At 59.7% G+C, this 25998-nt stretch carries 19 protein-coding genes; 4 read left to right on the forward strand and 15 right to left on the reverse strand.

Going from position 1 to position 25998, the window contains the following annotated elements:
• Window positions 1-223 precede the first annotated feature (223 nt).
• Window positions 224-1894 (forward strand): putative bifunctional diguanylate cyclase/phosphodiesterase, encoded by a 1671-nt coding sequence (locus NTD86_RS00740; protein ID WP_262200226.1) that lies wholly within the window; start codon window positions 224-226, stop codon window positions 1892-1894.
• Between the two features lie 275 nt (window positions 1895-2169).
• Here the strand turns inward: NTD86_RS00740 and NTD86_RS00745 are convergent, their stop codons facing one another.
• A complete protein-coding gene (locus NTD86_RS00745; protein ID WP_262200227.1) occupies window positions 2170-3540 on the reverse strand; it encodes a NorM family multidrug efflux MATE transporter in 1371 nt (456 codons plus the stop codon).
• A 151-nt stretch (window positions 3541-3691) separates the two neighbouring features.
• Between NTD86_RS00745 and NTD86_RS00750 the strand changes: the two genes are divergently transcribed.
• Window positions 3692-4612 (forward strand): LysR substrate-binding domain-containing protein, encoded by a 921-nt coding sequence (locus NTD86_RS00750; RefSeq protein ID WP_262200228.1) that lies wholly within the window; start codon window positions 3692-3694, stop codon window positions 4610-4612.
• A gap of 11 nt (window positions 4613-4623) precedes the next feature.
• Here the strand turns inward: NTD86_RS00750 and NTD86_RS00755 are convergent, their stop codons facing one another.
• From NTD86_RS00755 to NTD86_RS00820, 14 genes are all read right to left on the reverse strand, one after another.
• Complete coding sequence (locus NTD86_RS00755; protein WP_262200229.1) at window positions 4624-6117, reverse strand: YifB family Mg chelatase-like AAA ATPase; 1494 nt, start codon at window positions 6115-6117, stop codon at window positions 4624-4626.
• 104 nt (window positions 6118-6221) lie between these two features.
• A complete protein-coding gene (locus NTD86_RS00760) occupies window positions 6222-7451 on the reverse strand; it encodes a VWA domain-containing protein (RefSeq protein WP_262200230.1) in 1230 nt (409 codons plus the stop codon).
• A gap of 62 nt (window positions 7452-7513) precedes the next feature.
• Entirely contained in the window at window positions 7514-8017 is a 504-nt protein-coding gene (locus NTD86_RS00765; protein WP_262200231.1) for a hypothetical protein, read from the reverse strand.
• A 4-nt stretch (window positions 8018-8021) separates the two neighbouring features.
• Window positions 8022-8756, reverse strand: a complete 735-nt coding sequence (locus tag NTD86_RS00770) for a hypothetical protein (protein WP_262200232.1) — start codon at window positions 8754-8756, stop codon at window positions 8022-8024.
• A 32-nt stretch (window positions 8757-8788) separates the two neighbouring features.
• Window positions 8789-10324 (reverse strand): formylglycine-generating enzyme family protein, encoded by a 1536-nt coding sequence (locus NTD86_RS00775; RefSeq protein ID WP_262200233.1) that lies wholly within the window; start codon window positions 10322-10324, stop codon window positions 8789-8791.
• On the reverse strand, window positions 10314-11537 hold the full coding sequence (locus NTD86_RS00780) for an ABC transporter permease (protein WP_262200234.1): 1224 nt from the start codon (window positions 11535-11537) through the stop codon (window positions 10314-10316). Before NTD86_RS00780 ends, NTD86_RS00775 begins: the two co-directional genes overlap by 11 nt.
• Window positions 11521-12240, reverse strand: a complete 720-nt coding sequence (locus NTD86_RS00785; RefSeq protein WP_262200236.1) for an ABC transporter ATP-binding protein — start codon at window positions 12238-12240, stop codon at window positions 11521-11523. Before NTD86_RS00785 ends, NTD86_RS00780 begins: the two co-directional genes overlap by 17 nt.
• Window positions 12241-12250: 10 nt before the next feature.
• The gene (locus NTD86_RS00790) at window positions 12251-14194 is read right to left on the reverse strand and encodes a vWA domain-containing protein (RefSeq protein ID WP_262200287.1); all 1944 of its coding nucleotides are present in this window, start codon (window positions 14192-14194) and stop codon (window positions 12251-12253) included.
• A 41-nt stretch (window positions 14195-14235) separates the two neighbouring features.
• Entirely contained in the window at window positions 14236-15336 is a 1101-nt protein-coding gene (locus tag NTD86_RS00795) for a hypothetical protein (protein ID WP_262200237.1), read from the reverse strand.
• Window positions 15337-15339: 3 nt separating this feature from the next.
• Entirely contained in the window at window positions 15340-18090 is a 2751-nt protein-coding gene (locus NTD86_RS00800) for a putative virulence factor (RefSeq protein ID WP_262200238.1), read from the reverse strand.
• Window positions 18087-21134 (reverse strand): virulence factor SrfB, encoded by a 3048-nt coding sequence (locus tag NTD86_RS00805; protein ID WP_262200239.1) that lies wholly within the window; start codon window positions 21132-21134, stop codon window positions 18087-18089. The genes NTD86_RS00800 and NTD86_RS00805 overlap by 4 nt, the downstream gene beginning before the upstream one ends.
• A gap of 18 nt (window positions 21135-21152) precedes the next feature.
• Window positions 21153-22556, reverse strand: coding sequence for an SrfA family protein (locus NTD86_RS00810; RefSeq protein ID WP_262200240.1), 1404 nt, complete (start codon window positions 22554-22556; stop codon window positions 21153-21155).
• 158 nt (window positions 22557-22714) lie between these two features.
• Window positions 22715-23143: a bleomycin resistance protein gene (locus NTD86_RS00815; protein WP_262200241.1), complete on the reverse strand. Its 429-nt coding sequence runs from the start codon at window positions 23141-23143 to the stop codon at window positions 22715-22717.
• 45 nt (window positions 23144-23188) lie between these two features.
• Window positions 23189-23449: an accessory factor UbiK family protein gene (locus NTD86_RS00820; RefSeq protein WP_262200242.1), complete on the reverse strand. Its 261-nt coding sequence runs from the start codon at window positions 23447-23449 to the stop codon at window positions 23189-23191.
• Between the two features lie 417 nt (window positions 23450-23866).
• On the opposite strand from NTD86_RS00820, the gene glnK reads away from it, so the two are divergent.
• Entirely contained in the window at window positions 23867-24205 is a 339-nt protein-coding gene (glnK, locus tag NTD86_RS00825) for a P-II family nitrogen regulator (protein ID WP_002555808.1), read from the forward strand.
• A gap of 33 nt (window positions 24206-24238) precedes the next feature.
• Window positions 24239-25576 carry an ammonium transporter gene (locus tag NTD86_RS00830; protein WP_262200243.1) on the forward strand — a complete coding sequence of 446 codons (1338 nt, stop codon included), beginning with the start codon at window positions 24239-24241 and terminating at the stop codon, window positions 25574-25576.
• Window positions 25577-25998 lie beyond the last annotated feature (422 nt).

The following is a 25998-nucleotide window of genomic DNA, read 5'->3' on the forward strand; positions in this document are numbered from 1 at the left end:
TTAACAGGCTGAGCAGATATTGCTGCCACTCTGCGACAGTGTGACGTAACCCTCTATCTAAATTTGCCGCTTTTGTTACTTTGCCGCAGGATACCTGAGCGTTTAAGTCGGCTGTTCGATCAGCGTTTCCTGGGTGTATTTGATAACGGCTGTCATTTGCCATTACTTAATGGCACGTCATAATGCCTACCGCCTGAATTTATGCAGAGTCTAGGGAGCTAGCTTGTCTACGCCTGTTGAACCCTTGCGTTTGCTGCTACTGGCCAAAGAGCCGACTTGGGCAGCGTTATTGCGCGAGTGTCTGGCACCCATGGGAAACACGGCCGTCGTGATATGTGCGCCGAGCTGGGAGTCGGTTAGTTTTCTATTTGAAAACACTCAAAACGCACTGCTCCTGACCACTCCCGCCCTGCAACCCGCAGCCGGGCAATGCCGCTTATCTACCGTTTTGTTACTGGACGCCGAGCCTGATTCGCCCCCGCATGGCGTCAGCGACTGGCTGGTCCGCCCGACCCTGAACACCGACGTGCTGCGCCGTAGCCTGCGCCATGTGCGCGAGCGCAGCGTGCTCGAACACACACTGCATTGCCTGGCAGAAGAAGACCCGCTGACCGGCATTGCCAACCGTCAAGGCTTCCAGGCCCTGCTCGCAGTACGGCTGGCAGAGAACGATGGCCACGGCGTCGCGTTGGGGCACTTGGACCTCGACAACTTTCGCCACGCCAATGATGCGCTGGGGCATCAGGCAGGCGACCGCCTGATCCTGCAAGTGGTGGCACGCCTTAAAAGCCAGCTTGAGGCCTGCGATCGGTTGGCACGCTTGGGCAGCGACGAATTCGCCTTGCTGATCGACACCCGCCGCGCTCCTGAGCGCGCCGCCTGGATGGCCGAACGTATTACCGAGATCATGGCCGAGTCTTACTGGATAGACGGCGAAAGCCTATTGATTGGCTGCAGCCTGGGCATTGCTCACGCGCGCGCCAACGCCGGCGCAGATCCGTTGATGTGGCATGCGCACATTGCCATGCAGCAGGCCAAAAGCACTCAGGGCTGCACGTATCACGTGTTCGACGAGCGCATCAATCGCAATGCCCGCAGCCTCGCCGACCTGGAAAGTGAGTTGCGTCGAGCGCTGCGCCGTGACGAACTGGAATTGCACTACCAGCCGCGTCTGGAATTGGGCACGGGCCTGATTGTCGGCGTCGAAGCCTTGGTGCGCTGGCGTCATGGAGAGCGCGGCCTGCTGGCCCCAAGTGAGTTCGTGCCGCTGGCCGAGCAAAGCGGGCTGATCGTGCCACTGGGGTATTGGGTCATTTCTCGCGCGCTGAGCGATATGCAACGGCTACGCGAACACGGCCTGACAGCCCTGCACATGGCCGTGAACCTGTCGTTCCGCCAGTTCCAGGACAGCCAATTGCTGTCGACCCTCAGCCGCTTGATCAGCGAGCACGGGATTGACGCTCAATGGCTGGAGTTTGAGCTGACCGAAACCGCTGTCATGCGCCGCAGTGACATGGTCAAACAGACCATGGACGCCTTGGGCCGTTTGGGCGTGCGCTTCTCGCTGGATGACTTCGGTACTGGCTTCTCATCGTTTGTGCATCTCAACAGCTTGCCCATCGCGCTGCTGAAAATTGACCGAAGCTTTGTCGGCGGCATGGAAGAGCGCGAAGAAAACCGCAAGCTGGTCCACGCGATGATCAACCTGGCGCAGAACCTACAACTGCAGGTGGTCGCCGAAGGCGTGGAAACCCGTGAGCAACTGGCGCTTTTGCGCGAGTTTGGCTGCGATCAGGTGCAAGGCTACTTGATCAGCAAACCGCTACCGATGCCTGAACTGATTGATTTTTTGGCGTTGGGCCACTCCGCCGCGGCGTCGAGCGCAGCCCTGTAGGAGGGCCGCCCCGTTTTCGACGCCACACTGTCGCGCAGCAAAAAGGTCAGCGAGTATCTTCAGCATCACCCAATCGGTTCCCTCTCCTTCGGGAGAGGGCTAGGGTGAGGGGGCTTTTGCTTTTATACACCTATCCATTGCTGCGGCAACGACCACCTAGGGTTCCGGCCTTACACCGTAGGCCCGCCGCGTTCGGCCAGCGTGGTTTAACGGGGCCTCTTGGATCAAAAACCAGGTCAAGATCAAAAGATCGCGAGGCAAGCTCGCTCCTACGGTCACGCCGCGCTGCGCTTGAGCATGCGCCGCATCTTCCACTCGAAGGCCAGCGTCAGGCCCACCGAGGCAAACGCCAGGCCCAAGGCCAGGCCCCACCAAACGCCTGTCGGGCCCCAACCGAAGGTAAAGGCCATCAACCAAGCGGTCGGGGCGCCGATCACCCAGTAGCAGAACAGGCCAACCAAGAAGGTGGTCTTGGCGTCCTTGAGCCCACGAATCGCGCCCATGGCGATGGTTTGCGTGCCATCGAACAACTCGAACCAGGCCGCCACCGCCAACAAGCTGACCGCCAATTCAAACACCGGGCGGAAGGCTGGGTCGTTGTAGTCCAGAAACAGGCCAATCAACTGGTTTGGCCAGAACCAGAACACCACCGAAAAACCCAGCATGGCCGCCGCACCGAACCCGATACCCACCCGACCCGCCAGGCGCGCACCGAGCAAATCGTCGCCCCCATAGTGCTGGCCAATGCGCATGGTGACCGCGTAAGACATCCCGGCCGGGACCATGAACGCCACAGACACAATCTGCAGGGCGATCTGGTGGGCCGCCAATTGCGTGCTGCCCATGGTGCCCATGCACAGCGCCGCGAAGGCAAACAACCCGACCTCGACGGCGTAGGTCCCGCCAATCGGCAAACCCAGGCGCCACAGTTCGCGCAGGTAAGTCAGATTAATCCGTGATAGCCCCTTGCGAATGGGGTAGGCGTCGTAGGCCGGATGCCGGCGAATATGCCACGCCAGGCCCAGCGCCATGCTGGTCGCCACAATTGCCGTGACCAGCCCGATGCCGACCAGGCCCAGTTTAGGCAGGCCGAACATGCCGGTAATCAACGCATAATTGAGCAAAAAGTTAGCCACGGTGCCGATCAGGCTAATCACCATCACCGGCGTGGCCCGCCCCATGGCACTGGTAAAACCGCGCAAGGCCATGAACGTCATATAACCGGGCAAGGCCAGCGGCAGCAGTAACAAAAATTGCCCGGCCGCCTCAACGTTGGTCGGGGTTTGACCAAACAACAGCAACAGCGGCTTGATGTTCCACAGGATCAACGCAGCGACCAGCGCCAACGCCCAGGCCAGCCATAAGCCGGCTTGCGTCAGGCGGGCTGCACCTTCTATATCCCCGGCGCCTTGACGAATCGACACCAGCGTACCGACTGCAGCAATCACGCCGATGCAAAAAATCGACACGAACGAATAGCTCGCCGCACCCAGGCTGCCACCGGCCAAGGCCTCCGGGCTCAGGCGCGCCATCATCAACGTATCCGTCAGCACCATCAGCATATGCGCCAACTGCGAGGCGATCAGCGGCCCAGCCAGCCGCAAAATGGCCCATAGCTCGATACGTACTGGATGCTGTTTGGTCATCGGTCAGATTTCTTTGAGTGCGTTAAAGGGCTTGATTCTCGGCGTCTTGAGTGTTTTAAGCAAAAGGATAAAAACGATACTTGGCATAACTAATACTCATACCACTGCGGAACTCGCCTTCCGTGTCTGACGTGCAATAGGAATAATCCTCATGTCTCGTAGCCTCCCTCCACTTTATGCCTTACGCGCCTTCGAAGCTGCGGCCCGCCACAGCTCGTTTACCCGTGCCGGAGAAGAGCTGTCGATCACCCAAAGCGCCGTCAGCCGACATATCAAAACCCTGGAAGCGCATTTCGCCTGCCGCCTGTTCCAGCGTAACGGCCGCACCTTGAAGCTCACTGAAGCCGCCCGCCTGCTGTTGCCGGGTGTGCGTGAAGGGTTCAGTGCCCTGGAGCGCGCGTGCACCACTTTGCGCGCCGAAGATGGCACCTTGCGCATGAAAGCCCCTTCAACCCTGACCATTCGCTGGCTGTTGGCTCGCCTCAGTCGCTTTCGCCACTTGCAAGCGGGCAACGAAGTGCAACTGACCAGCGCTTGGATGGACGCCGACCACGTGGACTTCAACCAGGAGCCTTTCGACTGCGCAGTACTGCTGGGCAAAGGGCATTTCCCGCCCGACTGGGAAGCCACGCTGCTATTTCCGGAAATGCTGATTCCGGTCGGAGCCCCCAACCTGCTGGACGATCACCCCTGGGACGCCAAGCGCCTGGCTGCGACCGAACTGCTGCACCCAACCCCCGACCGTCGAGACTGGCGTCGCTGGCTCGACCGCATGGGCCTTGGCGGCCAGATCCCGCTCAAAGGCGGGCAGGTGTTCGACACCCTGGAGCTGGGCATGATCGCCGCCGCCCGCGGCTATGGCATTTCCATGGGCGACTTGCTGATGGTGGCCGAAGACGTCGTCCAGAACCGCTTGAGCCTGCCCTTCCCAACGGCAGTGGCCAGCGGCGAAAACTACTATTTGGTTTGGCCCAAAACCCGCCCCGGCTGCGAGCGTTTGCGCCGATTGAGTGATTTTTTACTGCATGAAGTCGCAGTGATGGAGCTTCCTACGGTGGAACAACGGCAGTAAACCCGTAACACTCAACCGCTGGCTGGCCGGTACTGCAACGCCTCTGCCAGATGCTTGCGCTCAATGGACTCAACCTGCTCCAGATCCGCCAAGGTCCTTGCCACTTTCAATAACCGATGCGCAGCCCTCAGCGATAAGGTCATGCGTTCGCATGCGGTTTCCAGCCAGGTGTTGTCCACGTCACTCAGCCGGCACTGGGCTCTTACGCCCGGTAAATCGAGAAATGCGTTGGCGCACCCCTGGCGCAGTATCTGCCGCTGCCGAGCAGCCGCGACGAGTGCGGCGGCATTGGCGGTGGTGTCGCCTGAGGCGAGCGGGGGGTTAAGCGAGGTGGTTTCACGGGCCACGGTCAGGTGCAAATCAATCCGGTCGAGCAGCGGCCCGGAGAGTTTGTTTCGGTAACGCTGGATCTGCTCTGGCGTGCAACGACAACGCCCCGTCGGCTCGCCCAGATAGCCGCAGGGGCAGGGGTTCATGGCAGCAACCAGCTGAAAGCGCGCCGGAAAACGCATGCGCTCCCGCGCCCGGGCGATCACGATAAAACCCGATTCCATGGGCTCTCTGAGCACCTCCAGGACTTTGCGGTCGAACTCCGGCAACTCATCGAGAAACAGCACCCCGTGGTGCGCCAAGGTGATTTCGCCTGGCTGTGGTTTCGAGCCACCGCCCACCAACGCCGGGCCGGACGCTGAATGGTGCGGCTGACGAAACGGGCGCTGCGGCCAGCAGCTCAACGGCACATGGCTGGCTACCGACTGGATGGCCGCCACTTCAAGGGCCTCTTGCTCGTTGAGCGGCGGCAGCAAGCCCGGCAGACGGCTGGCCAGCAAGGTTTTGCCGGTACCCGGCGGCCCGGTAAAAAGCAGATTGTGGCTGCCTGCGGCGGCAATCAATAACGCCCGCTTGGCCGAGAGTTGGCCCTGCACATCACTCAAATCGGAATACGGCTTGCTCATGTGCAGCAGACCGCTGGCCACATACGGCTCAATGACTTCGCGGCCGGCGAAATGCGCCACCACCTGTAGCAAGTGCTCCACCGCAATCACCGTCAGGCCCGAAGCCAGACAGGCCTCTTCGGCGTTCGCCAGCGGCACCACCAGCACCCGACCCGCCGCCCGCGCCGCCAACGCTGCAGGCAACACGCCCTGAACCGGGCGTATCGCCCCCGATAACGCCAACTCGCCCAGGCACTCCACGTGCTCCAGTGACGGTATGGGCAGTTGCCCGCTCGCCGCCAAAATACCCAGCGCAATCGCCACATCAAAACGCCCGCCGTCCTTAGGCAGGTCGGCGGGCGCCAGATTGAGCGTGATACGGCGCGCAGGAAATTCCAGGCTGGAATTGATGATCGCACTGCGTACCCGGTCTTTGCTTTCCTTGACCGCTGTTTCAGGCAGCCCGACCAACGTCAGCGCAGGCAATCCATTGGCCAAATGCGCTTCGACAGTCACCACGGGCGCCTCGACACCCACCTGGGCGCGGCTGTAAACGATGGCCAGAGACATGACTCATTCCTTGAGTTCGCAAAGCACGCATCCTGCGCGAATCGGAAGCCAAGGGTAGGGATGGAATGGATACCGGATGTGTTGAAAACATCCGGTAACCTCCTTTAGTCACACTCCGATACCGCCTGCGTTGCCGCTTGCAGCGCATCGGCCAAATCACTGGCATTGCGGCTGGAATAAATGCTCCCGCCGGTGTTTTCAGCGATACAGTTGGACAACGAGCTGTCACCGATATTGACCACATTGACGTGCAGGCGCGGTTGCTCAATGGCGATGTTCTGCGCCACTTTGCACACGTTTTGATCACAACCATCGTCGCCGTCGACAAACATCACAATCACCGCATCCCGGTCACGACCATCCACCTTACGCGCGGCTTTTTTCAGGCTCGCTGCCAAGGGCGTGCCTTCGTTAGCGTGCAACCCTTGAATACCTGCAATCAGTTGTGACCGCTGTGCCGCTGTGAACACACCGTGATCCGGCTGTTGATAACACCCGGCGAAGGTCATCAAACGCGTGTCGATGTCTGGATGCAGGTTGTTGATCATCCGCGACAACGACGCCTTGGCCACATCAAGACGGGTTTGCGGACTGAAGATCTTGATCGTACGCGGATCGTTATCGTCCGGTGTGGGCCGCGTGCCGAAGTACCAATCTTCATCCGCTTTGGTCGCGTTGATGTTGAGATTCATGGAGCCGGACGTGTCCAGAATCACCACAAACTCAGGCGGCAACTCCTGATGGCTCGGCGCTTTGACGCGGCAGGCGTAGCTGTTTGAGTTCGACCACAGGTTCATCGGCGGCAATCGCCAATGCCACAGCGCCCACAGCAACAGGCCCAACAGCAACAGCCCGAGAAACAGCCAAGGCCAACCGCGCCACACTCGTCGCACCACCACGGGTCGCGGGCCAGCAGCAGGCGGCGTAACGGCAGCAGGTGCAAATGGCTTGAGCCCCCAACGCACCACCACCGGATCACCGTTGATGCTGTACAGGTTGTTGAGGTCCGGCGGACCAATCAGCCCGCGCAAACTGGCCGCTTGCTCGGCCTGACCACGCGCAACTAACTCATCGGCCAACAAGCCCAGGCTGGCTTGGCGCTGGTGATAACGCGCCAGCAAGGCCGTCTGCTGATCTTCGCTCAAATCATGAAAGCGCGTGGGCTGGCCACCCAGTTCGCTCCACCACTCCACCACTTCGCCGCTGCCGATACGCGGGATCGCATAAACGCTCGCCACCGAAGGCGGGAAGTGCTTGAGAATCAGCGCAATTTTATCTTCCAGTGCGCCTAACCCCGTGGGGCTGGCGTGCTCATCCCGAGTAATGCGCTGCATCGTTTGGGTTCCTGAAAACAGTGTCGGCGGCACTGAGCCACCGACGATGAAACCGGCAAGGCCTACTCGTAACCGAGGCTGAATTGCAATTGGTTAACTTTCTTTTGCAGCGCCTTTAGCTCCTGCTGCTTAGCTGCCATCTGCGCCGAGTCCGAAGCTATCACCGGTGCCGCTTGCGCGGCCTTGAGCTGTTGCTCCAGACCTGCGATCTGCTGCTGTACCTGGGCCTTGTTGCCGGTGCGCGCCTTGAGCGAGCTGAGTAACTGGCTCAGCGACTGGTTCAAGGCCGCCTGAGATTGTTGCTGAGCCTGCAAGTTGGCCTTGGAGGCGGCTTGTTGCGCGGCAATGTCCTCGTAAACCTGATGGAACATCGCGTTCTCTTGCTGCGATTGGGCCAACGCGATTTCGTTTTGCCGAATCTGCGCGCTGTACCCACCACCCGCATCACAGTTCACCTTGGTGAACAGCCCGACGTCGCGGTTGCCAGCATCACACTCACCCGGCTGGGTGGCGCAACCGGACAACACTAGAACAGCCCCCAACACCCCTATCAATCGTGCGTTCATGGTCTTAACCCAAGGTGATCGCGGAGCGTTGGCTATACAAACCATCGACTTCTTTTTGCAGGCTGGCGACTTTTTCGTTCATCTTGGCGATATTGGCATCGATTTGCTGGATCTCAGGGCCGGCACCCTGGCTGCGCTCAACTTTCATGGCCTCGTTGTAACCGCTGACTTTGCTCTGCATGTTTTTAACTTCACGACGCAGTTGCTCGATGTTGCTGTCGATGCTCGCGATCTGTTTTTGCGCTTGGGCCTGGTCGATTTTCTTGCTCGCCAGGTCACGCTTGATCTGCTCAACCTGCGCCTTGTCATCATCAATCACCTGCTGAGCAGTGGCAGTGCGCATCACGACTTTTTGCGTGTCCAACTGCACGTCGCTGTTGTACTTCTGCAAACGCTGGTTAGTGTCGGCGTACTCGCTACGACGCTGGTCCACGTAGTAGTTAGCCCCCATTGCCACGCCACAGGCGGCCACACCCGCCGCGATCATGCATACCGCCTTGTTGTTGGGGTTGCTCAGCACACAGGCCAACATCGCCGCGCCCGCGCCCATCGCACACGCCTGATAGCCCGACTTGCTAAAGAACTGGGCATCCGTGCCTTGAGTCAAACGCGGGTCCGGTGCCGGAGCCCCCATACCCAGCGAGCTGCTGCCCGTGGACGCACAGCCGCTCAACAGAACGCCGGCTATGAGCATGAAAGACATCATGTATCGAGAAGAGGCCAACAGGCTGCGAATCATCGTATTTCTCCTTGTTGAAGCATGTAGTGGGCTTAGGGGGTGACCGATTTGCAGCTCTTCAACCAGGCGTCAGTGTCGATCTTCTGCTTTTGCAGGTAGGTCTTTTGATTGGCCCAGTGGGTGCGCAAATACGGTTTGAGTTCTTGCAGTTGTTTGTTCTGGCTGATGATTTCTTCCATCACCGGCACTTGCGCCTCCAGCAGCGGCTGACCGTACAAGGACGCTGACTCCACCAGGCTGCTGGCGTAGTAGCGGCTGAGTTTGTGCAGGCGGTCTTTCTGCTCATCGAGCTTGCCCTTGCGCATGTCGCAGCTCGGGTCCTTGTCTTCGGACTCGCAGTTGAGGCTGTAATTTTTCTGCAGGAAGTCCAGGTACTGGCCGTCATCGAGCATCTTGGTACACAGGAACGCCCCCAGGTTGAGGCTCGCGCGGATCGCCTGATCGCGGGTTTCTTCTTGTTGCTGGTTGCTGGCGCGCAACTGGTTTTCCAGGGTTTGCAGCTTCTCTTTGAGGGCCTTGTCTTCAACCCCTTGGGCCAGCGTGTTGAGTTCCTGCACGGTGCCTTTTTCGCCTTCCTGGGGGCCGCTGCCGAGCTTTTTCCAGCTCTGCTCGATGCTGCCCACACGCTCACGCGAGGTCAGGGTCGGGGACACCATCACCAGCCGCAGGCCGGTGGTTTTGTTTTTCACCTGGCCGTCAGCGTTGTAGTACGGCTCTTCCTTGCGCAACGACGTGCGCAAGTCGGCTTGCGGGGTCAGGTAGTTGCCGCCGCGCACCACATAGCCGCCTGCCTGGCCGTGCTGGCGGTCCAGTTTGTTCAGGCGAAAAGGCTCAAACATCATCTCGTCGGCGTTACCGAGCATGTCGTGCAGGCCCAGCGGATTGGGCTTTTGCAGGCCGCTCAGTTGCAATTTGCCGTTGGACGACTGGGCGCCACCGAACCACTCATAGGCGTTCAAGCCTTCTGGCATCGGGTAGCGCGTGTCACTGAATTCAGCCGCGCCCACTTCCAGCCCGCCACGGGCAGCGAATTCCCACTCGGTTTCAGTCGGCAGGCGCAAAAAGCCCAGCGCACCGTCTTCCTTGGGCAGTTTAGCGGCCGCGTTTTTGCGCAGCCACAGGTTGTACTTGTCGCCCGCCTCGATGGCCTGCACCCAACTGATCGCCACCTGCGGCAAGCGCAGTTTGTTCGACGGCGTGGGGCAGGTTTCGTCAGTCAGCGCCTGGTACTGCAACTGGCTCATCTCGTACTTGGCCATCAGGTAGTAACGCGACTTGTCGCCCTTGGCGCCCGTGAAGCTCCCCGCAATAAAGGTCGGGCGCTTTTGCTCGACATAGCCCCACTCAGCGCTGTCCTGGCCGATGTTGATCGGGTAGTCATCCAGCGGCCCGGTGACCGGGATGAACACTTTGCGAAAGACCATCGCGCCGTCGCACGGCATCGGCAACACCACGTCATTGGCGTCAGGGGCCGGGTTGTAATACTTCTCGTCCCAGCTCGCCGCTGACGCGTTGAGCCAGTAACCAAAGCTCAGGGATGCGAGCAACAGCACACGTTTATAGCTCACGCAAACTCTCCGCAGGTTGGATGCTTATGGCCCGCAATGCGCCGATCACGGCGACCAGTGCGGCGACCAATAAGGCGATCAACAGGGCCGCCAGCCCGTGCCAGATCGTGATGTGACAGATAAAAGTACCGGTGGCCTGGCTACTGCCCAGCAGGTGGTCAAACAGCAGGCTACCCACGCCATAAAACCCCAGACCGCCGACATAGCCGACCAAGCTCAAGAGCATGGCCTGCGCAATGACGAAACCAGCCACGGCCGGGCTGCTGAAGCCCAATAGACGCAGCACCGCGAGGCTTTTTCGCTTACGGTCGATGTTGGCTAGAAACGCGCCGATCATCGAGGCTATGCAGCCGATCAAGGCCGCCCCGGCAATCACGCCAAAAATCAGTCCCAGCACATGATTGATGGCTTTGACGTTGTCGATTTCCGCCAGACGGCTGGAGGTTTCGATGTTCTGTTGGTTCAGCCAGCGCTCCAGCGGCGCTACGTTGTCTATGTCGCGGGCATACACGCGGGCACGGGCATACAGCGGTTTGAGGTCGATCTGGGGTTTGCCGCTGTCCAGGCCAAACGCGGGCACCTGATAACCATCGCGAAAGCGCTCCAGTTCAAGCAGCAACGGCGGTGCGACAAACCCGGCAGCGCGGCCAAAGCGGGCCGCATCAAGTACCGCCACCACCTCCAGATTCAACTCGCCGCGCTCGTTGATGCCGTCCAGACGACGCGGCGCGCGCAAGCGCACGCTGTCCCCGACGGAGGCCTGCAAGCGTTGCGCAGCACGGGCGCTGAGGATCACTTGGTTGTCACTCAAACGGCTTTGCGCCAGGTTCAGCAGCGGATCGTGGGCGTCCGTGGGGATTATTTCGGCGTTTTCGACAAAACGTTGCAAGCCCATCAACAAGTCGGCCTGAGTGTTCAGCGAGCGGGTTTGCCCAATGGCAAAACCGACCTCGGGCTGCTCGCGCAAGCGCTCGATCCACGCGGTGTCGTAATTGCCGCTGCTGAGCATTTTCACTTCAAGGTTGCGCGGGTCGCGGAGCAGTTCGTCTTGCAACTGGCTGACTACCCCGTGCTTGAGCCCGAACAACAGCAACAGCGGGGCGATCACCGCCACCAGCGACGCGGCGATGCAAAACGAAACCTTGCGGTCATGCCAGAGGTCTTCGACCGCCAGCGAGCTGAGCAGGCCGAGGCGGCTAATCCATGGCTTCAAAGCGTGTTTCTCCCTGACGACTGATCGCCCCCAGTCGCGGCAAATCAAAGTCGCGCACCAGCCCCCAGTCGTGGGACACGACCAGTGCGCTCAAGCCCAATTCGTTGACCAGGCTCAGCAGCAATTCAAACAAGCGCCGGGCGCTGTGCGGGTCGAGGGATGCCGTGGGTTCATCGGCCAGCAGCAATTGCGGTTCATGGGCGATGGCCCGCACACAGGCCACGCGCTGGCGCTCGCCAATCGACAAGGCCTGCGGCAATTTACCGAGCAACCCCGTGAGGCGCAGTGCGTCAACAGCGCGGTCTACCTGCTCGCTGGCAGCGGGCATGCCGAGCAAGCGCCGAGGCAAACTGATGTTGTCGCGAACGCTCAAAAACGGCAGCAGACCGCCACTTTGCAGAATGAAACCCAAGTGCCTAGAACGCACCGCCGACAGGCTTGGCTGGTCGTTGCTGGCCAGTAGCTGAGCAATATCCAGCGGTGCGGTGTGGGGTTCATGGCGGCCTGGGCCGAGGCTGAAATGACGCAACTCAACAGGTTGCAACAACAGGCCAATGGCTTCGAGCAAGGTGCTTTTGCCGCACCCGCTCTCGCCGGTAATGGCCAGGATCTCTCCCGCTTTCACCTGCAGCGCGGGCAAACGCACGCTGTGCGCCTGGGCGCCGCTGCCACGGCGCACGAGCATGTCCTGGATATCGAGCATGGGCGTCTCGTTAAGGCATCATTTCCAGCGGCACCGGGTACACGTTGTCCCGCGCATCGCTGTCGTTAGCCAAGGCCACCCAACGGTCCACGTCAGCGTTGTAACGCTGGTAGTGGCGCAGTTTGGTGCTCAAGTTACGAATGAATTTCTCTTGCGCCAGTCCGTCCCAGCTCTTCCAGGTTTCTTCGTCCAGATTGAGTACTTCGCTTTGGTACGGCAGGTCTTCGAGGTACTCACCGAGCACGCCCATTTGCGCTAGCTTGGCGTTGCCGTTCTGCTTCAACTGATTCGGATCGGCACCCATCGTCGCGGCCACCGAACGCAAGCGATCAAACATCTCGGTCGGTGAGATCAGGCCTTCGTTGGCGGCATCTAGAATCTGCTTCATCACGTCACTCAAATCGCTGAGTTGCGACTTGGTCAGCAATACCCGCACATCCGTGGTTGGGATGTTTTGCTTGATCAGGTCTCGGTCGGTGATCCAGGCCTGAAACACCGGTGGCGCCTGGCTGTTAGTTTTTTCGCCCAAGTACGCCAGTTGCATGGCATGGCCGATCAAAGCGGCGTCATCGAGCATTTTTTGTTGGGCCGGGTCTTTGGGCGTGACGTCCTGCTTGGCGTTTAGCGCGCTGCCAATGGCGTCTTCACCCATGTAGGCGGCTTTGACCTGCGAGGTAATCGCGCTCGCCAGGGCGTCTACCTTTTGACCGAAGGCCTGTACGTCACCGGCGTTGACCGGGTAGTACAGCGAGGTGTTGGTGCCCGGATAGGTCGACAGGTTCTGGTACTGGGTCTCAGCCTTGGCGTGGTCCTTGATCCCGGCCGGGGTCTTCAAGTGCAGGGTGTAGATCGCCACGCCAGGGTTGGCCGCTTCGAGCCGCACCTGGTCAGCGCTCATGCCGGTAGTGCTGAGCTTGTCATCACCGTCCAACGCGCTCGCGTCGGTAATAAGCACCACGTAACGGGCGCCAAATTGCGACCAGTCGACTTTGTCGATGCTGTGCATCACGCCCGCGTAGGCGTCTTCATCGAAACTCTTACTCGATACTTTGGCCTGTTTGAGATCCGCCACCTTGGCCAGGAAGTCTTGGCTGCCGGTGACCTTGTTCGGGTCAGCGTACATTTTGCTCACGTATTCAAGGCCCGGTACGGCCTTAGTGTTGGAGCGAAACGCGACCAGACCGAACTTGACCTGATTGCCCAGGTTCTCGCTTTCGATCTGTTTATAGACCTTGCGAATCGCTTCGCGGGTGCGCTCGATGTACGGGTCCATCGAGATCGTGGAGTCAATCACGAACACCACCGCAGCGCTGAATTCCTTCAATTGACCGGCCTTGGCCGCACCCGCATCGGGCGTTGCGGCGGCGCCTGCTGGCTGGGCTTTGTCGTCGGCCTTGCTCACCGACGCGACGTTGAGCAGGCGCGTGCGAAAGCCTTCTTCGGTCATCACTTCTTCACCGCTCAGCACCGGCAGCAGGTAGAACTGCTTGTGTAGGTCGACAAAGTATTCCGGCTCCTGGGCCAGCACGCCAGGCGCCAGCGTGCCTTGCTTGAGCTTGGCCCGCAGTGGCGCAACCTTGCTCACCGGGTCTGGCGCATCGAGGATACCTTCCAGAGTGGCGCGGTCTTTGAAGAACATCAGCCGGTCGCGGTTCGCCGGGTTAGTGAAGGCCAATGTGAGCTGCATTTTCCAGTCAGTGGTACACGCAGCGGGCAGCCAGCCTACCGTTTTACCGAAACTGTCAGGGCCGACCTTGAGCCACTCGGCATTCGCCGCATGGGCGCGTTCGTACACGTAAAAACGGCTGAACGTCGGCTGCGCGGCACCCGGAGCGCCACCTGCGCTGCTGCTGAGCATGCAGCCCGGCGTGGTCAGCACACGCTGATACAGCGTTTTCTTGCCCTCCTGAATCAACGGCTTATCGTCCGCGAGGGCCAGCGAGCTGCCCCCCATGCACAACGCCAGCAAGGTGCTAGCAGCCCATGCAAAACGGCTCACGGCTTCAACTCCTCATAACGCGCCTTGGCTTCAGCATTCTCAGGCTCGTGGCCGAGGATGGTTTCGTACCAGTACGCAGCCGTCGCCTTGTCAGGCTCAGCAAAGCATTGGCTGGCCTGATGGAATTTCGGGTCGTACTCATGGGCATAGGCGGTCGCGATTTGCATGTCCCCAGCTTGCGCACGGTTGGCGTACAGCCGCTGGGCAACACCGCAATGGTTATTGGCCTTGGCGACATTGATGATTTCCAGCAACTCGGCGCTACCCGGCGACTTTTTGATGCAGGTCTGAACAAAGGTCAGCTCAGGCAACGTGCTCATGCTTTCCAGCGTGCAGGCTTCAGCGCCCGTCGGCAGCGGGGCAGGCGCTGGGGCCGGGCTTGCGGCGGTGTCGGTTGCCGGGTTCTTGAGCCAGAAAAAGACCCCGGCGACGATGATTGCCAGCAGGGCGATGATCAACGGGATCAGCCAAGCCTTCTTTTTGCCTGCCGCCGCAGATTTCGGCTCAACCGGGGCGGGCTCAGCACGCACGGGCTCAACCACCGCCGCCACCGGTTCGATCACTGGCTCCGGGGCAGGGACAGGGGCGGGCTCAGGCTCTGGCTCTGGCTCTGGCGCGGGTTCGGCAACCACCTCCGGCGGTGCTTCCGTTGGCGCAGCAGGCGCAGGCACGCTGCCCACCGCATCAGCCAGAATGATGCCTTTCCAGACCGGCGGCGCAGCCTTTTCATCGCCTGCGGCTCTGGAAGTCACGTCGCGGCCGGGCAGTACCACGCCATGATCCTTGGTCCCCGTCGCGGGCTCGTTAAGCACGAAACTGAACGTGGTGTCGACGCTACCCTCCAGCAACGTGTCAACGATTTGCGGGCCGACCAGCACTTCCAGGCTCTTACCATCGGCGGCCAGCGGGAACTCCGGCACCTGGAACCAGAAGGGGTTGTTGCTCCACTTCTGGCCTTCGTGCAGATAGTGGTCATCGCTGTTGCGCTGAAGGGTGAACTCCAACTGCTGCTGAGACCCCTTCCAACCTTTGATTACCAGACGGGCGTAGCCGTGGGCGTGTGGCTCTAAAGCGAGCAAATTAACTCGAATCGGCATTGCTTAAATCGCCTTGTAGGCTTTGAGCACGTGGCCCAGCCGTTCATTTTGTTCAGGGGTTATTTCACTACCCGCGCCATGTCCGGCATTGGCTTCGGTCATAGCGGCCAGTGCTGACATCCAGTCCGTGAGGAAGGTCATGGCGGGCATGCCCACGTGTTCGGGTAGCGTCGGCAGATAGTGTTCAGGCTCAGACTCATTCGATGCCTGCTCAAAGGCGGTGTTGACCGGCGCATAGAAACCAAACACCGGGTTGCCATGGCGGGCGCGGCTGGCTGGGCGCTCCGAGACCGGCTGGGTGAAATACCCAAACCAGGACACAAAGTCGCGCAGCACGATCTGCACTTCGAGCACTTGGCGTTCGGCCAGTCTTTCGCGGCGCGCGTTGGTTTCTGAGCACTTGGAGACAGCAGCGCTCAGTTGCTCCAGCACCTGGGCGCGATAGGCCCCCACGATCACTTCTGCGACCACGGCATCCATCAGCTTTTTGTCGAAGCCCAGCAGCGCCAGCAAGCCGGTGTTGTTACTCAAATGGCGCAAGTGCGAGATCCACATGTTGAACGCAGCACGGGCAAAGCGTTGGGCACTGTTTTGCGGGCCTTGGGGCTTGGCCAAAGGCGCATCGGCCTTCACGGCCTTGCCGCTGACTGGCTCATCGTCGTAGCCGTCGTCAAACGCCCAACCACTGCTGACCGGCGCAACGGACGCTGCGTCTGGTTCGACCTCGGCCGGGGCGACGAGCGCCTCGTTGTCGTATTCACCACTCAGGTACAGCTCGCGCACGGCGGCCACCGGCAGTTGCAGATGGCTGATGAAATCACCCAGCTTCTGGCCGCGCAGGCGCAGGCCCGAATAGATCATTTGCGCTTGAGCGCGCTTGGCTTCAATGGCCCCGTCACCGTCGGGCATGTGCCATTCGGACACGCCCTGGGTAGTGAGTGAAGTCAGCAATTCTTCGAGTCGCTCGCGCTGGCGCTGGAGTTTGAAGTCCAGGCTGGCAACCGCTCTTATGCCCGAAATGAGGCGGGTCATGCCACCGTCCCCGCCCAACACCGCTTGCCAGGCTTGGGCAGGTTGGCTGAAGTGCTGTTTGACCTGTGGCGCTTCTTCAAACGCACTGCCGATGACATCCAGCACCGGCTGATACTCAGGCAGGATGCCGGTTTCGAAACGGTTGCTGTCGTAGCCCACACAGACAAAATCTTCGTGGGGCTTGCGCACCAGGTAGGTGTTGTTGAACGGTGCTCCATCGGCCCAATCATTGAGCCAGTCATGGCGGCCAAAACGCTCGGTCATCGCAGACTGGATCATCCCGCCCCAACTGTCTGGAAGCAGCCCTGGTGCCATTTTGACCATGGCATTGATCCGCAGATCGAGCATGGTCATGGCCCAGATCAAACCGCTGCTGCGGGTGGCACGTTCTTTGGGAGTCGCGCCTTGGGTGTTTTCAATCCAGCGGGTCAGGACCGGCCCGATTTCGTTGATTTCAATGCCTTTGTTCGAGTTGGTGCACAGCACCAGGGCGTTCATTTCCTGGTTGTCGGTGTAGCGCTCGAACAAGTACGCCACTTTGCCGCGCAAGATCAGTTGCGACACAGGGTTATCGCCTTCGCTCAAGGAAGGATCACTGATCTTGGAAAAATCGGTCAGCGACATGCGCCCGCGATAGCCGGGAAAGTCGAGCAGGTCGACCTCATTCACAATCGGGTCTTTGGGGGTTTCAACCAGCCGAAAGGTCATCTCCGAGGTCAGCGCCGCCAAGTGCGACACCAGCACGTTGCGTGGTGTTTGCAGTTGCCCGTTGAGCAATGGCCTCACGTCGATCGGATGGTCTTTGGCGGTGCCGAATCGGGCCAGAATATCGACGCTCATGATGCTGTCGCTCTGCACTTCACGGCCCTTGTCATCAAGGCGGAACAACGCGTGCAGCGGTGCGAACACAGTCGCTGGCAGCCCCAACTGGTGCAGGCTGCCGGCCAGCGAGGCGTAGACGTCTTTGAGCGCTTGTTCGTTGCCCCACAACAGCGAAAACAGCTGCGTGCGTTCTGCTACCGTGAGGCGCGGCGCGAGCTTGAGCACGCGCGGCCAATAGCCGTGGTCGAGCAGGCTCACGGCGTTGGCAAAACTGGTTTTGAAGTAGTCCCACAGCGAGACCACATCATCGGCACTGATGCCCGGCAGCACAGGCCCGTTTTCACGCCCTTCGAAGGGTTTCAATGCGGCCTGGATCACCTCATCGGTAATGCGAAAGGTGACCCGCGACTGATCAAAGTCCTTGAACCAGGAGTTGCCCAGAATCTTGATCAGGTCGGCTTCGCCCAACAGCTTGAGTTCGACCGGGTAATGATCGTCATCCGAGGGCTTGGCGTGCCGGCTGAAGCGCGTCACCAGGCCCGTGGCTTCCTTGCCCACGCCGGCAGGGTTGACGTGCTTGAGGAAGTCGACACGACGCCCGCCCATCAGGGTTTCCAGGCGCTCGTTCTGACCAGCGGCCAGCGACAGGATCAAGTACGACTTGCCCGCTTGCGAGATGCCAAAAAAGCCGAGGGTCATCGGCCGCGTGGCGGCACGCTCATGGTTTGCCGCCTCGTTACGCACACGATGCAGGTCATAGCTCAGATCATCGGCCTGACCGTCCAGGCTCGGCGCTGTAGGACGGGTTTGCTCAATCCAGTCCAGAGCGTTGGCCGCACCGGCATGAACGGCTGCCCAGCGAGCAGACAGGGCATTTTGTTCCGGGGTCAGTTCGTTCATGAGTGCTTCACTGTTCCGCTGTCGAGCCAATAGGTGTTGTCCCCCAGACTCGACACCAGCAGGGTGTTGAGTTGCAGGTGTACGTCATTCTTGTCCAGGCGCTCCGCCGTGTTGGAAGTCACGCTGCGCACCTCAAGCTGGTCACTGACCAGCCCGGCGCTGGCCGTTTCGGAGTTCTTCGCAACCTTGAAGCGCACGCTGGCGACAGCGCCGCTGCCATCACGGGTGCCGGTGGCCATTTTGCGTTTGCCTTCATCGGTGAAACTCAAGCTGTACAGCGGCGAAGCCGCCCAGCGCTCGACACTCAACTGACGAAAGCCCAAGCGGATGGCCGAAGGCATGGCCAGGGCCGGTGTTACCGCTTGTTCTTCTTCGCTGTCGCCAGCCAGCTGGATGCAACCGCGTTCGGTGCGGATATCGCGGAACAACACGTCGCGGTCGCGGATGCTGTTTTCCAGGTCGATGACCCCGATGTGCTTGATGGTCGAGTACGGCACCAGCTTGTCGGCACGGAAGTAGAAGCCGTGAACACTGTGGTTGGCGCACAACAGGCAGAGCATCGCGCCGACCGCAGCGGTGCTTTTCGGGTCGTCGATCAAGCCGTTTTTGTGGAACGGGTACCAGCCACCCGTGCGGTAGCTCTGCATCGGTACGATGCGCCCCGGTACCAATGGCAGGTTTTGCCGGATAAACGCCTGCACGCCGGGCAGGCGCGAAGGCCGGCCAGTCAGCAGCAAGACGTCGCACGGGTAATGTGCAATCACTTCACAGAGCGCACTGAGCGGCTTGCCAATGTTCACGCCGTCATTGAGGAACATGTCGTGAATGGCGCGCAAGTTGAAGGTGATTTTAGTGTCCAGCAGGTCGAAGACTTCGCCGCCGGTGTCACGGCGCACCGCGCCACTGACGTAGTTCAGCACGCTGAGGTTGATGTCGCTTTCGGTCAGCAATTGCCGGTAGGTGTAAGTTACAGGCGCAGCCGGTGCCAGCGGGTCGAATTGCTCGTAGGCCCTGAGCAGCGCCAGCCCCAGCGGGGTCAGCACTTGCAGGTTGAGTTGCTGGCGCAGTACCTCGTTTTGCGTGCTGATGGTTTCGCTGCCGCACAAGCGAGACAGTAACGAGTCCGGCGACTCGACCTTGGCCTCGCGAAAGCCTTGCTCCAGGCTCGGCAGCACGACGCGGTGAATCATGTCCAGGAGGATGTCATCGCCCGCGATTTTGAAGCTGTCACGAAACAGTTGCTTGGGCACGATGTGCACGTTCATGCCGTGTACAGCACGGACACCCGGATCGATTCGGTACTCGGTAATCACCAGGTCCGTGGTACCGCCACCAATATCAATGCTGGCCACGGTAATGCGATCGCGGTCGGCTTTGTCAGGGCGCGCCAGGGTGGCAAAAAACTCTTCCGGGTGACCGGCAAAGTTCTCGGCAATTTCGGTGTAGAGGTACACCAGTTGCCCGCACGAGGCCTCATCCCAATCAATGTTGATGAGCGGCAGCGGCGTGGTCGGACGCGTCGTTTGATCGGTATAGGGATCTTCGTCACTGCTGTGCCAGCCCATGCTTTTCCAGACCAGGCCAATGGCTTGCGACATACGCTTGCCCAGGATGCTGCGTTCAGCCTGTGGCATGCCGGGCGGCACGGTCAGGGTGATGCTGTTGAGCTGGCGCGGGATACCGGTTTTGCCCTGGCGCGCACGCTGGGCCGGGCTGTTGATCTGTGCCAGCGCCTGGGTCAAGACCTCGGCCAGCATGAACGTCATCAGCGAGCTGCGCGAATAGAGCGCCTTGAACACCGGCATCTGGTCGTCTTCGGGCAGGCTGTACAGCGCCTCACCGAGGTTGTTGATCAGGTGCGAAAACGGGGCAGCGGTCGCGGGGGGCTCGTTGTCATTTTTGATGTAGGAATTGTTGAAGCGCCAGCCATGATCGTAGGCGTTTTCATCCCACAGGTAGCGCTTGGGGCTGGACAGGCCGGTTGAGCCTTCGGTGCCACGGCGCAGACTGGCCAGGCGCCCGGCTTCATTGCCGACACGAGCAATGGTCGGCCATTGAAAGGCATCGTGGCGCCCGCTTTTGCTCGAAAAATGATCTTTGCCAAACGAGGTTTTGGAGAATTCGACACGGCTTTCAAACGGCTGGTTGTAGACATGCTCCGGGGCCAGCAGGTCGCGTAATTCCAACACGTAGTTATTCTTGAGGCCCATGCGATCCACGCCCTGGTTCTCAATCAAGATCCCGCAGGTACGGGAGTTGCCGACGTCCAGAATCAGGTCGACCGGTATTGGTTTGGTCTGGCTCTTTGCACCGTTGGCGATCACCGTCAGCTCTGGCATCACAATCACCGGCTGCGCCGGGTTTGGCCCGACTTGCTCGACCCGCTCAAGCAGGCTCAGCAGGTTGAGGTAATGCGCTTGCGGGTGTTTTTCGTCTTCCTGGTCTTGCAGCAGGTCACGGTCGACACGGACGCTGGCGTCACGGAACGCCTCCAGCAGCCACTCCTTGACCCACGGCAGATCTTGGAACCAGCGCATTTGCGCCAGTTTGGAGGCCACACGGAATGACACCCCGGAACTGACGTCCTCGTCATTGGGCGCCAGATAAGCCATGCCGTTCTTTTTGCCGATCACTCGCGTGTCGAGAGCCAGTGTCAAGCGGTGCGTGTTGCCATCAATGTCCGGCTCCGCCAGTTTGACGAAGCGCATGCGCGCCCAGTTGCTCGGGCCTTGATCAAAGGTGTAAGGCGGCATGTAGCGGAAGAACGGCAAAGGCAGCCAAAGCCCGTCCAACAGGGTGAGGCTCTTACTGATCGGCAGCCAGAAGTCCGGCTCGGCTTTTTGCCGTTTCTCATGGTCAATTTCGTAGAAGTACGACTCGTCGGTATGTACCTGCAAGCGGCACAACACATCGCCATCGATCAACGTAAAGGCGCCATTGGGGGACGTTATCTGGTCCTGACGGAAGGCGAAATCCATGAACTGGATGCCCGTATCACTGACCAGTTTTACGACGTCTTCAAACTGGGTAACTTCTGGCAACATGTCGAAATCTTCCCGTTCTTATTCGCCCATCTGCCGCATGGAGATGGGGAATTGCTTGTCTTCATAAATTCCGCTGCAGTCAGCAATGCTCTTGGCACCCTGACGGCAATCAACCTTTGGCATTTCGTAACGGCTGCCGTCGCCGCAGGCCGCCTGGCCCAGGCTGTTGATCGACAGATTGCCGCCGTGCATGGCCGCTGTGACCGGGCCTGTGCAACTGACGCCGTCGGGCTTGCGCACCACGACCTGGCCTTGGCCGTCTTTGAACTGGTACTCCAGGCGCAAAGGCTTGCCGGTGGTTTTGTCCTGAATACCTGCACCGGCGCGGAAGCGACCGTTGAGGAAGTCCGCCTGGCCGTCCACGGCTTCAGGGGGAATGCTCAATGACTGGCCGGGCACCTCAGGCTTGTCTGAGCCGGAGTCCGGGATCGGCGGCGGGGCCGGCTCGGACACTGGCTCGGGTGCCGGCTCGGGCACTGGCTCGGGGGCCGGTTCAGGAACTGGCGCAGGTACGGCCGGCTCAGGTAGCGGCTCGGGTGCAGGTGCAGGTGCAGGCGGCGCAGTCGCGTCATCGCCCGAGTTGGGAGTCGATACTGGGACGGTGTCCGAGCCCGTCTTGGGCGGCAGAGTGCCGCCCATGTCAGTGCCCGGACCTGACAGGCCATTACCCAGGCCGAATTTGCCCATGATCGGCTTGAGCACCTGAGGCACCTCAACCTTTGGCCATTCCCACGCGGAGCCCGACGTATCGGGCAACGAGGCATTCGGCGTGCAAAAGCGCAGCCCGAACAACAGCAAGAGCAGTAGCAACAGCAAGGGCAACAACCACCACAACCAGCGCCACCAAGGGCGTTTGACCACTACCGGAGCACGCGGCGGCTCAATCACAGGCTCGGTAACTGGCGCCAACGGCGCAGCTGCGGGCATCTCGGTGCGCGGGTAGAGGCAATACAACGGGTCTAGAAAACGATCGGCATTGGGGTGCACGAACCCCCAAAAGGTCAGTACCGGCGTACCGTTGACCAAGTACACAAAGCTTTCATCAGGGAAGGCGATGACGCGCGTGAGCAGCTTGGCGAAGACCGCCTTGTCACTGAGGGGCGAACTGGCGCCCTCACTCAGCAGCGTCGTGCTTTGCTCGGCCAAAAAGGCTTTGAAGGTTTCGAGTTGGGCACGGGCAGGTGCGCGCTCTGCTTCGGTGGCGCTGCCCCAAGGCACGACATCTCCCTGGACATCGCTGTACCAGTCAATGTTGTCCCCCAGCTCATCACTTTGCGGAACGGCCAAGTGCACGGCCATGTCAGGATTTTTGCGGCGAATCGCTTCGCGCAGTTGCAGTGCAGCCCGATAGACCGGCTGCCCAGTTTCACCCAAGGCCGTAAAAGCCCCACTTTTGCCACTGCGTAAAAGTGCGCCGCGCATCCTTGCTCCACTCATTAATTCGCGCGGTAAAACCCGGACTGATGCCCGCACCGCCTCCCAGAAATAGAAGGACAGTAATGTTAAAGCGATATTGGAGTCAAATGGCCATTAGTTAATAGCCCTCCAAACTGTAGGCATAGGGCAGGTTTGGGACGGGGCTACCCCTCCACAGCCTTGGTTCCCAAATCATCGGCAAAGCGAAGCAGATAGCCGTCGGGGTCGAGCACTAAAAAGTTGCGCTCACCAAACAGCACATCGTTGCTGCGATACCAGCGTTCTTCGAGGGGTTTGCGTAGCGTGTGCCCGGCGGCCTGGAGGTTCACGATCAAACCTTGCGCGTCCGGGCATGCGATCGAAAGGTTCATGCCCCGCCCAAACGGCGGCTCCAACGGCCCTACACGCCAAGCGGACTCTTCATGGTCATCTTGCTCCAGCATCAGTTGGCTGCCATGAAAAGACAGAAAAGCAAAAAGATGCTCCGGCCGTTGATACTCGACGGTGAAGCCCAGCACATCGCAGTAGAAATGCAAACTGCGCGCAAGATCCGCGACGATCAGTTCAGGCACCAGTGCGTTCATTACCACCATAAAAAACATCCTTGTTCTTATATAAAAACGCACCGCATCCGGGCATTACTCGGTTGGTGGCAACAACCTGGCTTCCAACTCAGCCACTTTGGCCTCAAGGCTTTCTAGGCGCGCGCGGGTGCGGGCCAGGACCACCATCTGGGTGTCAAACTCATCACGGCTGACCAGGTCCAGTTTGCTGAAGCCACTTTGCAGCAAGGCTTTGAACTGGCTTTCGATTTCGTTGCGGGGCAACGCGGTGTCGCCGCTGAACAAACGTGAGGCTTGGCCACTCAGGGCATCGAGAAAATCTTTGGGCGCTAGCATGGATAAGGTCCTCAAAACTGATGCCGGCGAGTGTATCACGCAGTGTCGCGAGCTCATTCCCAAGCCCACGACGCACATTTTTTGGGCGCACCACCCACTGGCTGCGCACCATTTACGTGCACAAAACTATCGGCAATTCCGGCATAACGCCACCAACCAACAATAAGCGACTGTATTTATTGGATTTTCCAGACATGGCAAGGTTTCTGCTTATGTGCTCATGACTCATGTACTGATGCAGTTGCTGTGACGATGGTAGTGCGGCAGGTGATTCAGGGAGTGTTTGCGTCACCAGCGATTGATGCACGTTGCGTGACCTGAAGAAGGTCAACGAAGCGTTACAAAGCCAGACACTGCGCTTAGACTTGAGCCGGGTTTGTTTTCCTGGGGCAAGTCCACCAATTCGGGAGAAGTTTCATGAAGCTAGTCACCGCCATTATCAAGCCGTTCAAATTAGACGACGTACGCGAGTCGCTGTCTGAAATCGGCGTGCAGGGCATTACCGTTACAGAGGTCAAAGGCTTCGGCCGGCAGAAAGGCCACACCGAGCTGTATCGCGGTGCGGAGTACGTGGTCGACTTTCTGCCAAAGGTGAAGATTGATGTCGCTATCGACGACAAAGATCTTGACCGGGTTATCGAGGCGATAACCAAGGCTGCCAACACCGGCAAGATTGGTGATGGCAAGATTTTTGTGGTCAATCTGGAACAGGCTATTCGCATCCGTACCGGCGAAACCGATACCGACGCAATCTAAGCCGCCAAACCCAACGCCCCAGGAGAAAACACTATGACTCTGCGTAAAATCGCAGGGCTCGGAGCCCTGTTGTCCGCCGTAATGCCTGGCCTGGCCATGGCGGCAGACGAAGTGGCTGCTCCAGTCCTCAACTCTGGCGATACCGCCTGGATGCTGACTGCAACGGCATTGGTCCTGTTTATGACCATTCCCGGCCTGGCGCTGTTTTACGGCGGCATGGTTCGCTCCAAAAACCTTCTTTCCGTGATGATGCAGTGCTTCGCCATTACCGGTCTGATCAGCATTCTGTGGGTCATTTATGGCTACAGCATCGCGTTCGACACCACGGGCATGGAACTGGGCGTCACCAACTTCAACTCGTTCATAGGCGGTTTCGGCAAAGTGTTCCTGGCCGGCATCACCCCGGCCAGCATCACAGGTCCGGCGGCGTTGTTCCCGGAAGCGGTGTTCGTGACCTTCCAAATGACCTTCGCGATCATCACGCCAGCCCTGATCGTCGGTGCGTTCGCAGAGCGCATGAAGTTCTCGGCCATGCTGATCTTCATGGGCGTGTGGTTCACTCTGGTCTATGCACCTATCGCCCACATGGTGTGGGGCGGCCCGGGCAGCTTGCTGGGTGACTGGGGCGTACTGGACTTCGCAGGCGGCACCGTGGTGCACATCAACGCCGGTATTGCTGGCTTGGTTGCGTGCATCGTGCTCGGCAAGCGTAAAGGCTACCCGACCACCCCAATGGCTCCGCACAACCTGGGTTACACCCTGGTCGGCGCTGCGATGCTGTGGATCGGCTGGTTCGGCTTCAACGCAGGCTCGGCAGCCGCCGCCAACGGCACTGCCGGCATGGCGATGCTGGTGACCCAGATCGCTACCGCCACGGCTGCGCTGGGCTGGATGTTTGCCGAGTGGATCACCCACGGCAAACCAAGCGCACTGGGTATCGCCTCGGGTGTGGTGGCCGGTCTGGTTGCAATCACCCCGGCGGCAGGCACCGTGGGCCCGATGGGTTCGATCGTGATCGGCTTGGCGGCAGGCGTGATCTGCTTCTTCTGCGCCACCAGCCTCAAGCGCAAGCTGGGCTATGACGATTCGCTGGATGCCTTCGGCGTGCACGGTATCGGCGGTATCGTCGGCGCCATCCTCACCGGTGTGTTTGCAGCGCCAGCACTGGGTGGCTTCGGCACCGTGACTGACATCGGCACACAAGTGTGGATCCAGTTCAAAGGCGTCGCCTTCACCGTGATCTACACCGCAGTGGTGACTTACGTCATCCTCAAGGTGCTGGACGCCGTGATGGGCCTGCGTGTGACCGAAGAGGAAGAATCTGTCGGCCTCGATCTCGCACAGCACAACGAACGTGGTTACAACCTGTAAGTAACCTGCTAAAAAAATACCCGGCTTGCCGGGTATTTTTTTACCTCAAATCTGGCGCTATTCGCAGCGATGAAATGATTTTTCTGTCCACTTTAGGCCCAGATCAGTTCTACGCTTATTTGTAGGATGAAGGCTTACGCAATAACTCGACTATTAGCTGCTTTGCTTTTTTATTCAGCACGCTAGAATGCGCGCCAAGGGGCGAAAAACAGACCCCTGGCAGGACGGAGGCGAGGATAGACACCCGACGCTTTCAAGGCTCGCAGCCCGGGCTGCAGGCAACGTGTTTACCTGAACGAGCAGCGCGATATCGCGAAGCTCGATGAGTTCTCGTCACCTAAATGGATGAAGAGACTTGAGCCTCGGTTTGCCCAAGGCTATTTTTTCACCAGAGGCGATCAACACTTGGCGCAGCTGGTCTA

The sequence above is a fragment of the Pseudomonas sp. 7P_10.2_Bac1 genome, assembly GCF_025465935.1.
In the GTDB taxonomy this organism is placed as follows: domain Bacteria; phylum Pseudomonadota; class Gammaproteobacteria; order Pseudomonadales; family Pseudomonadaceae; genus Aquipseudomonas.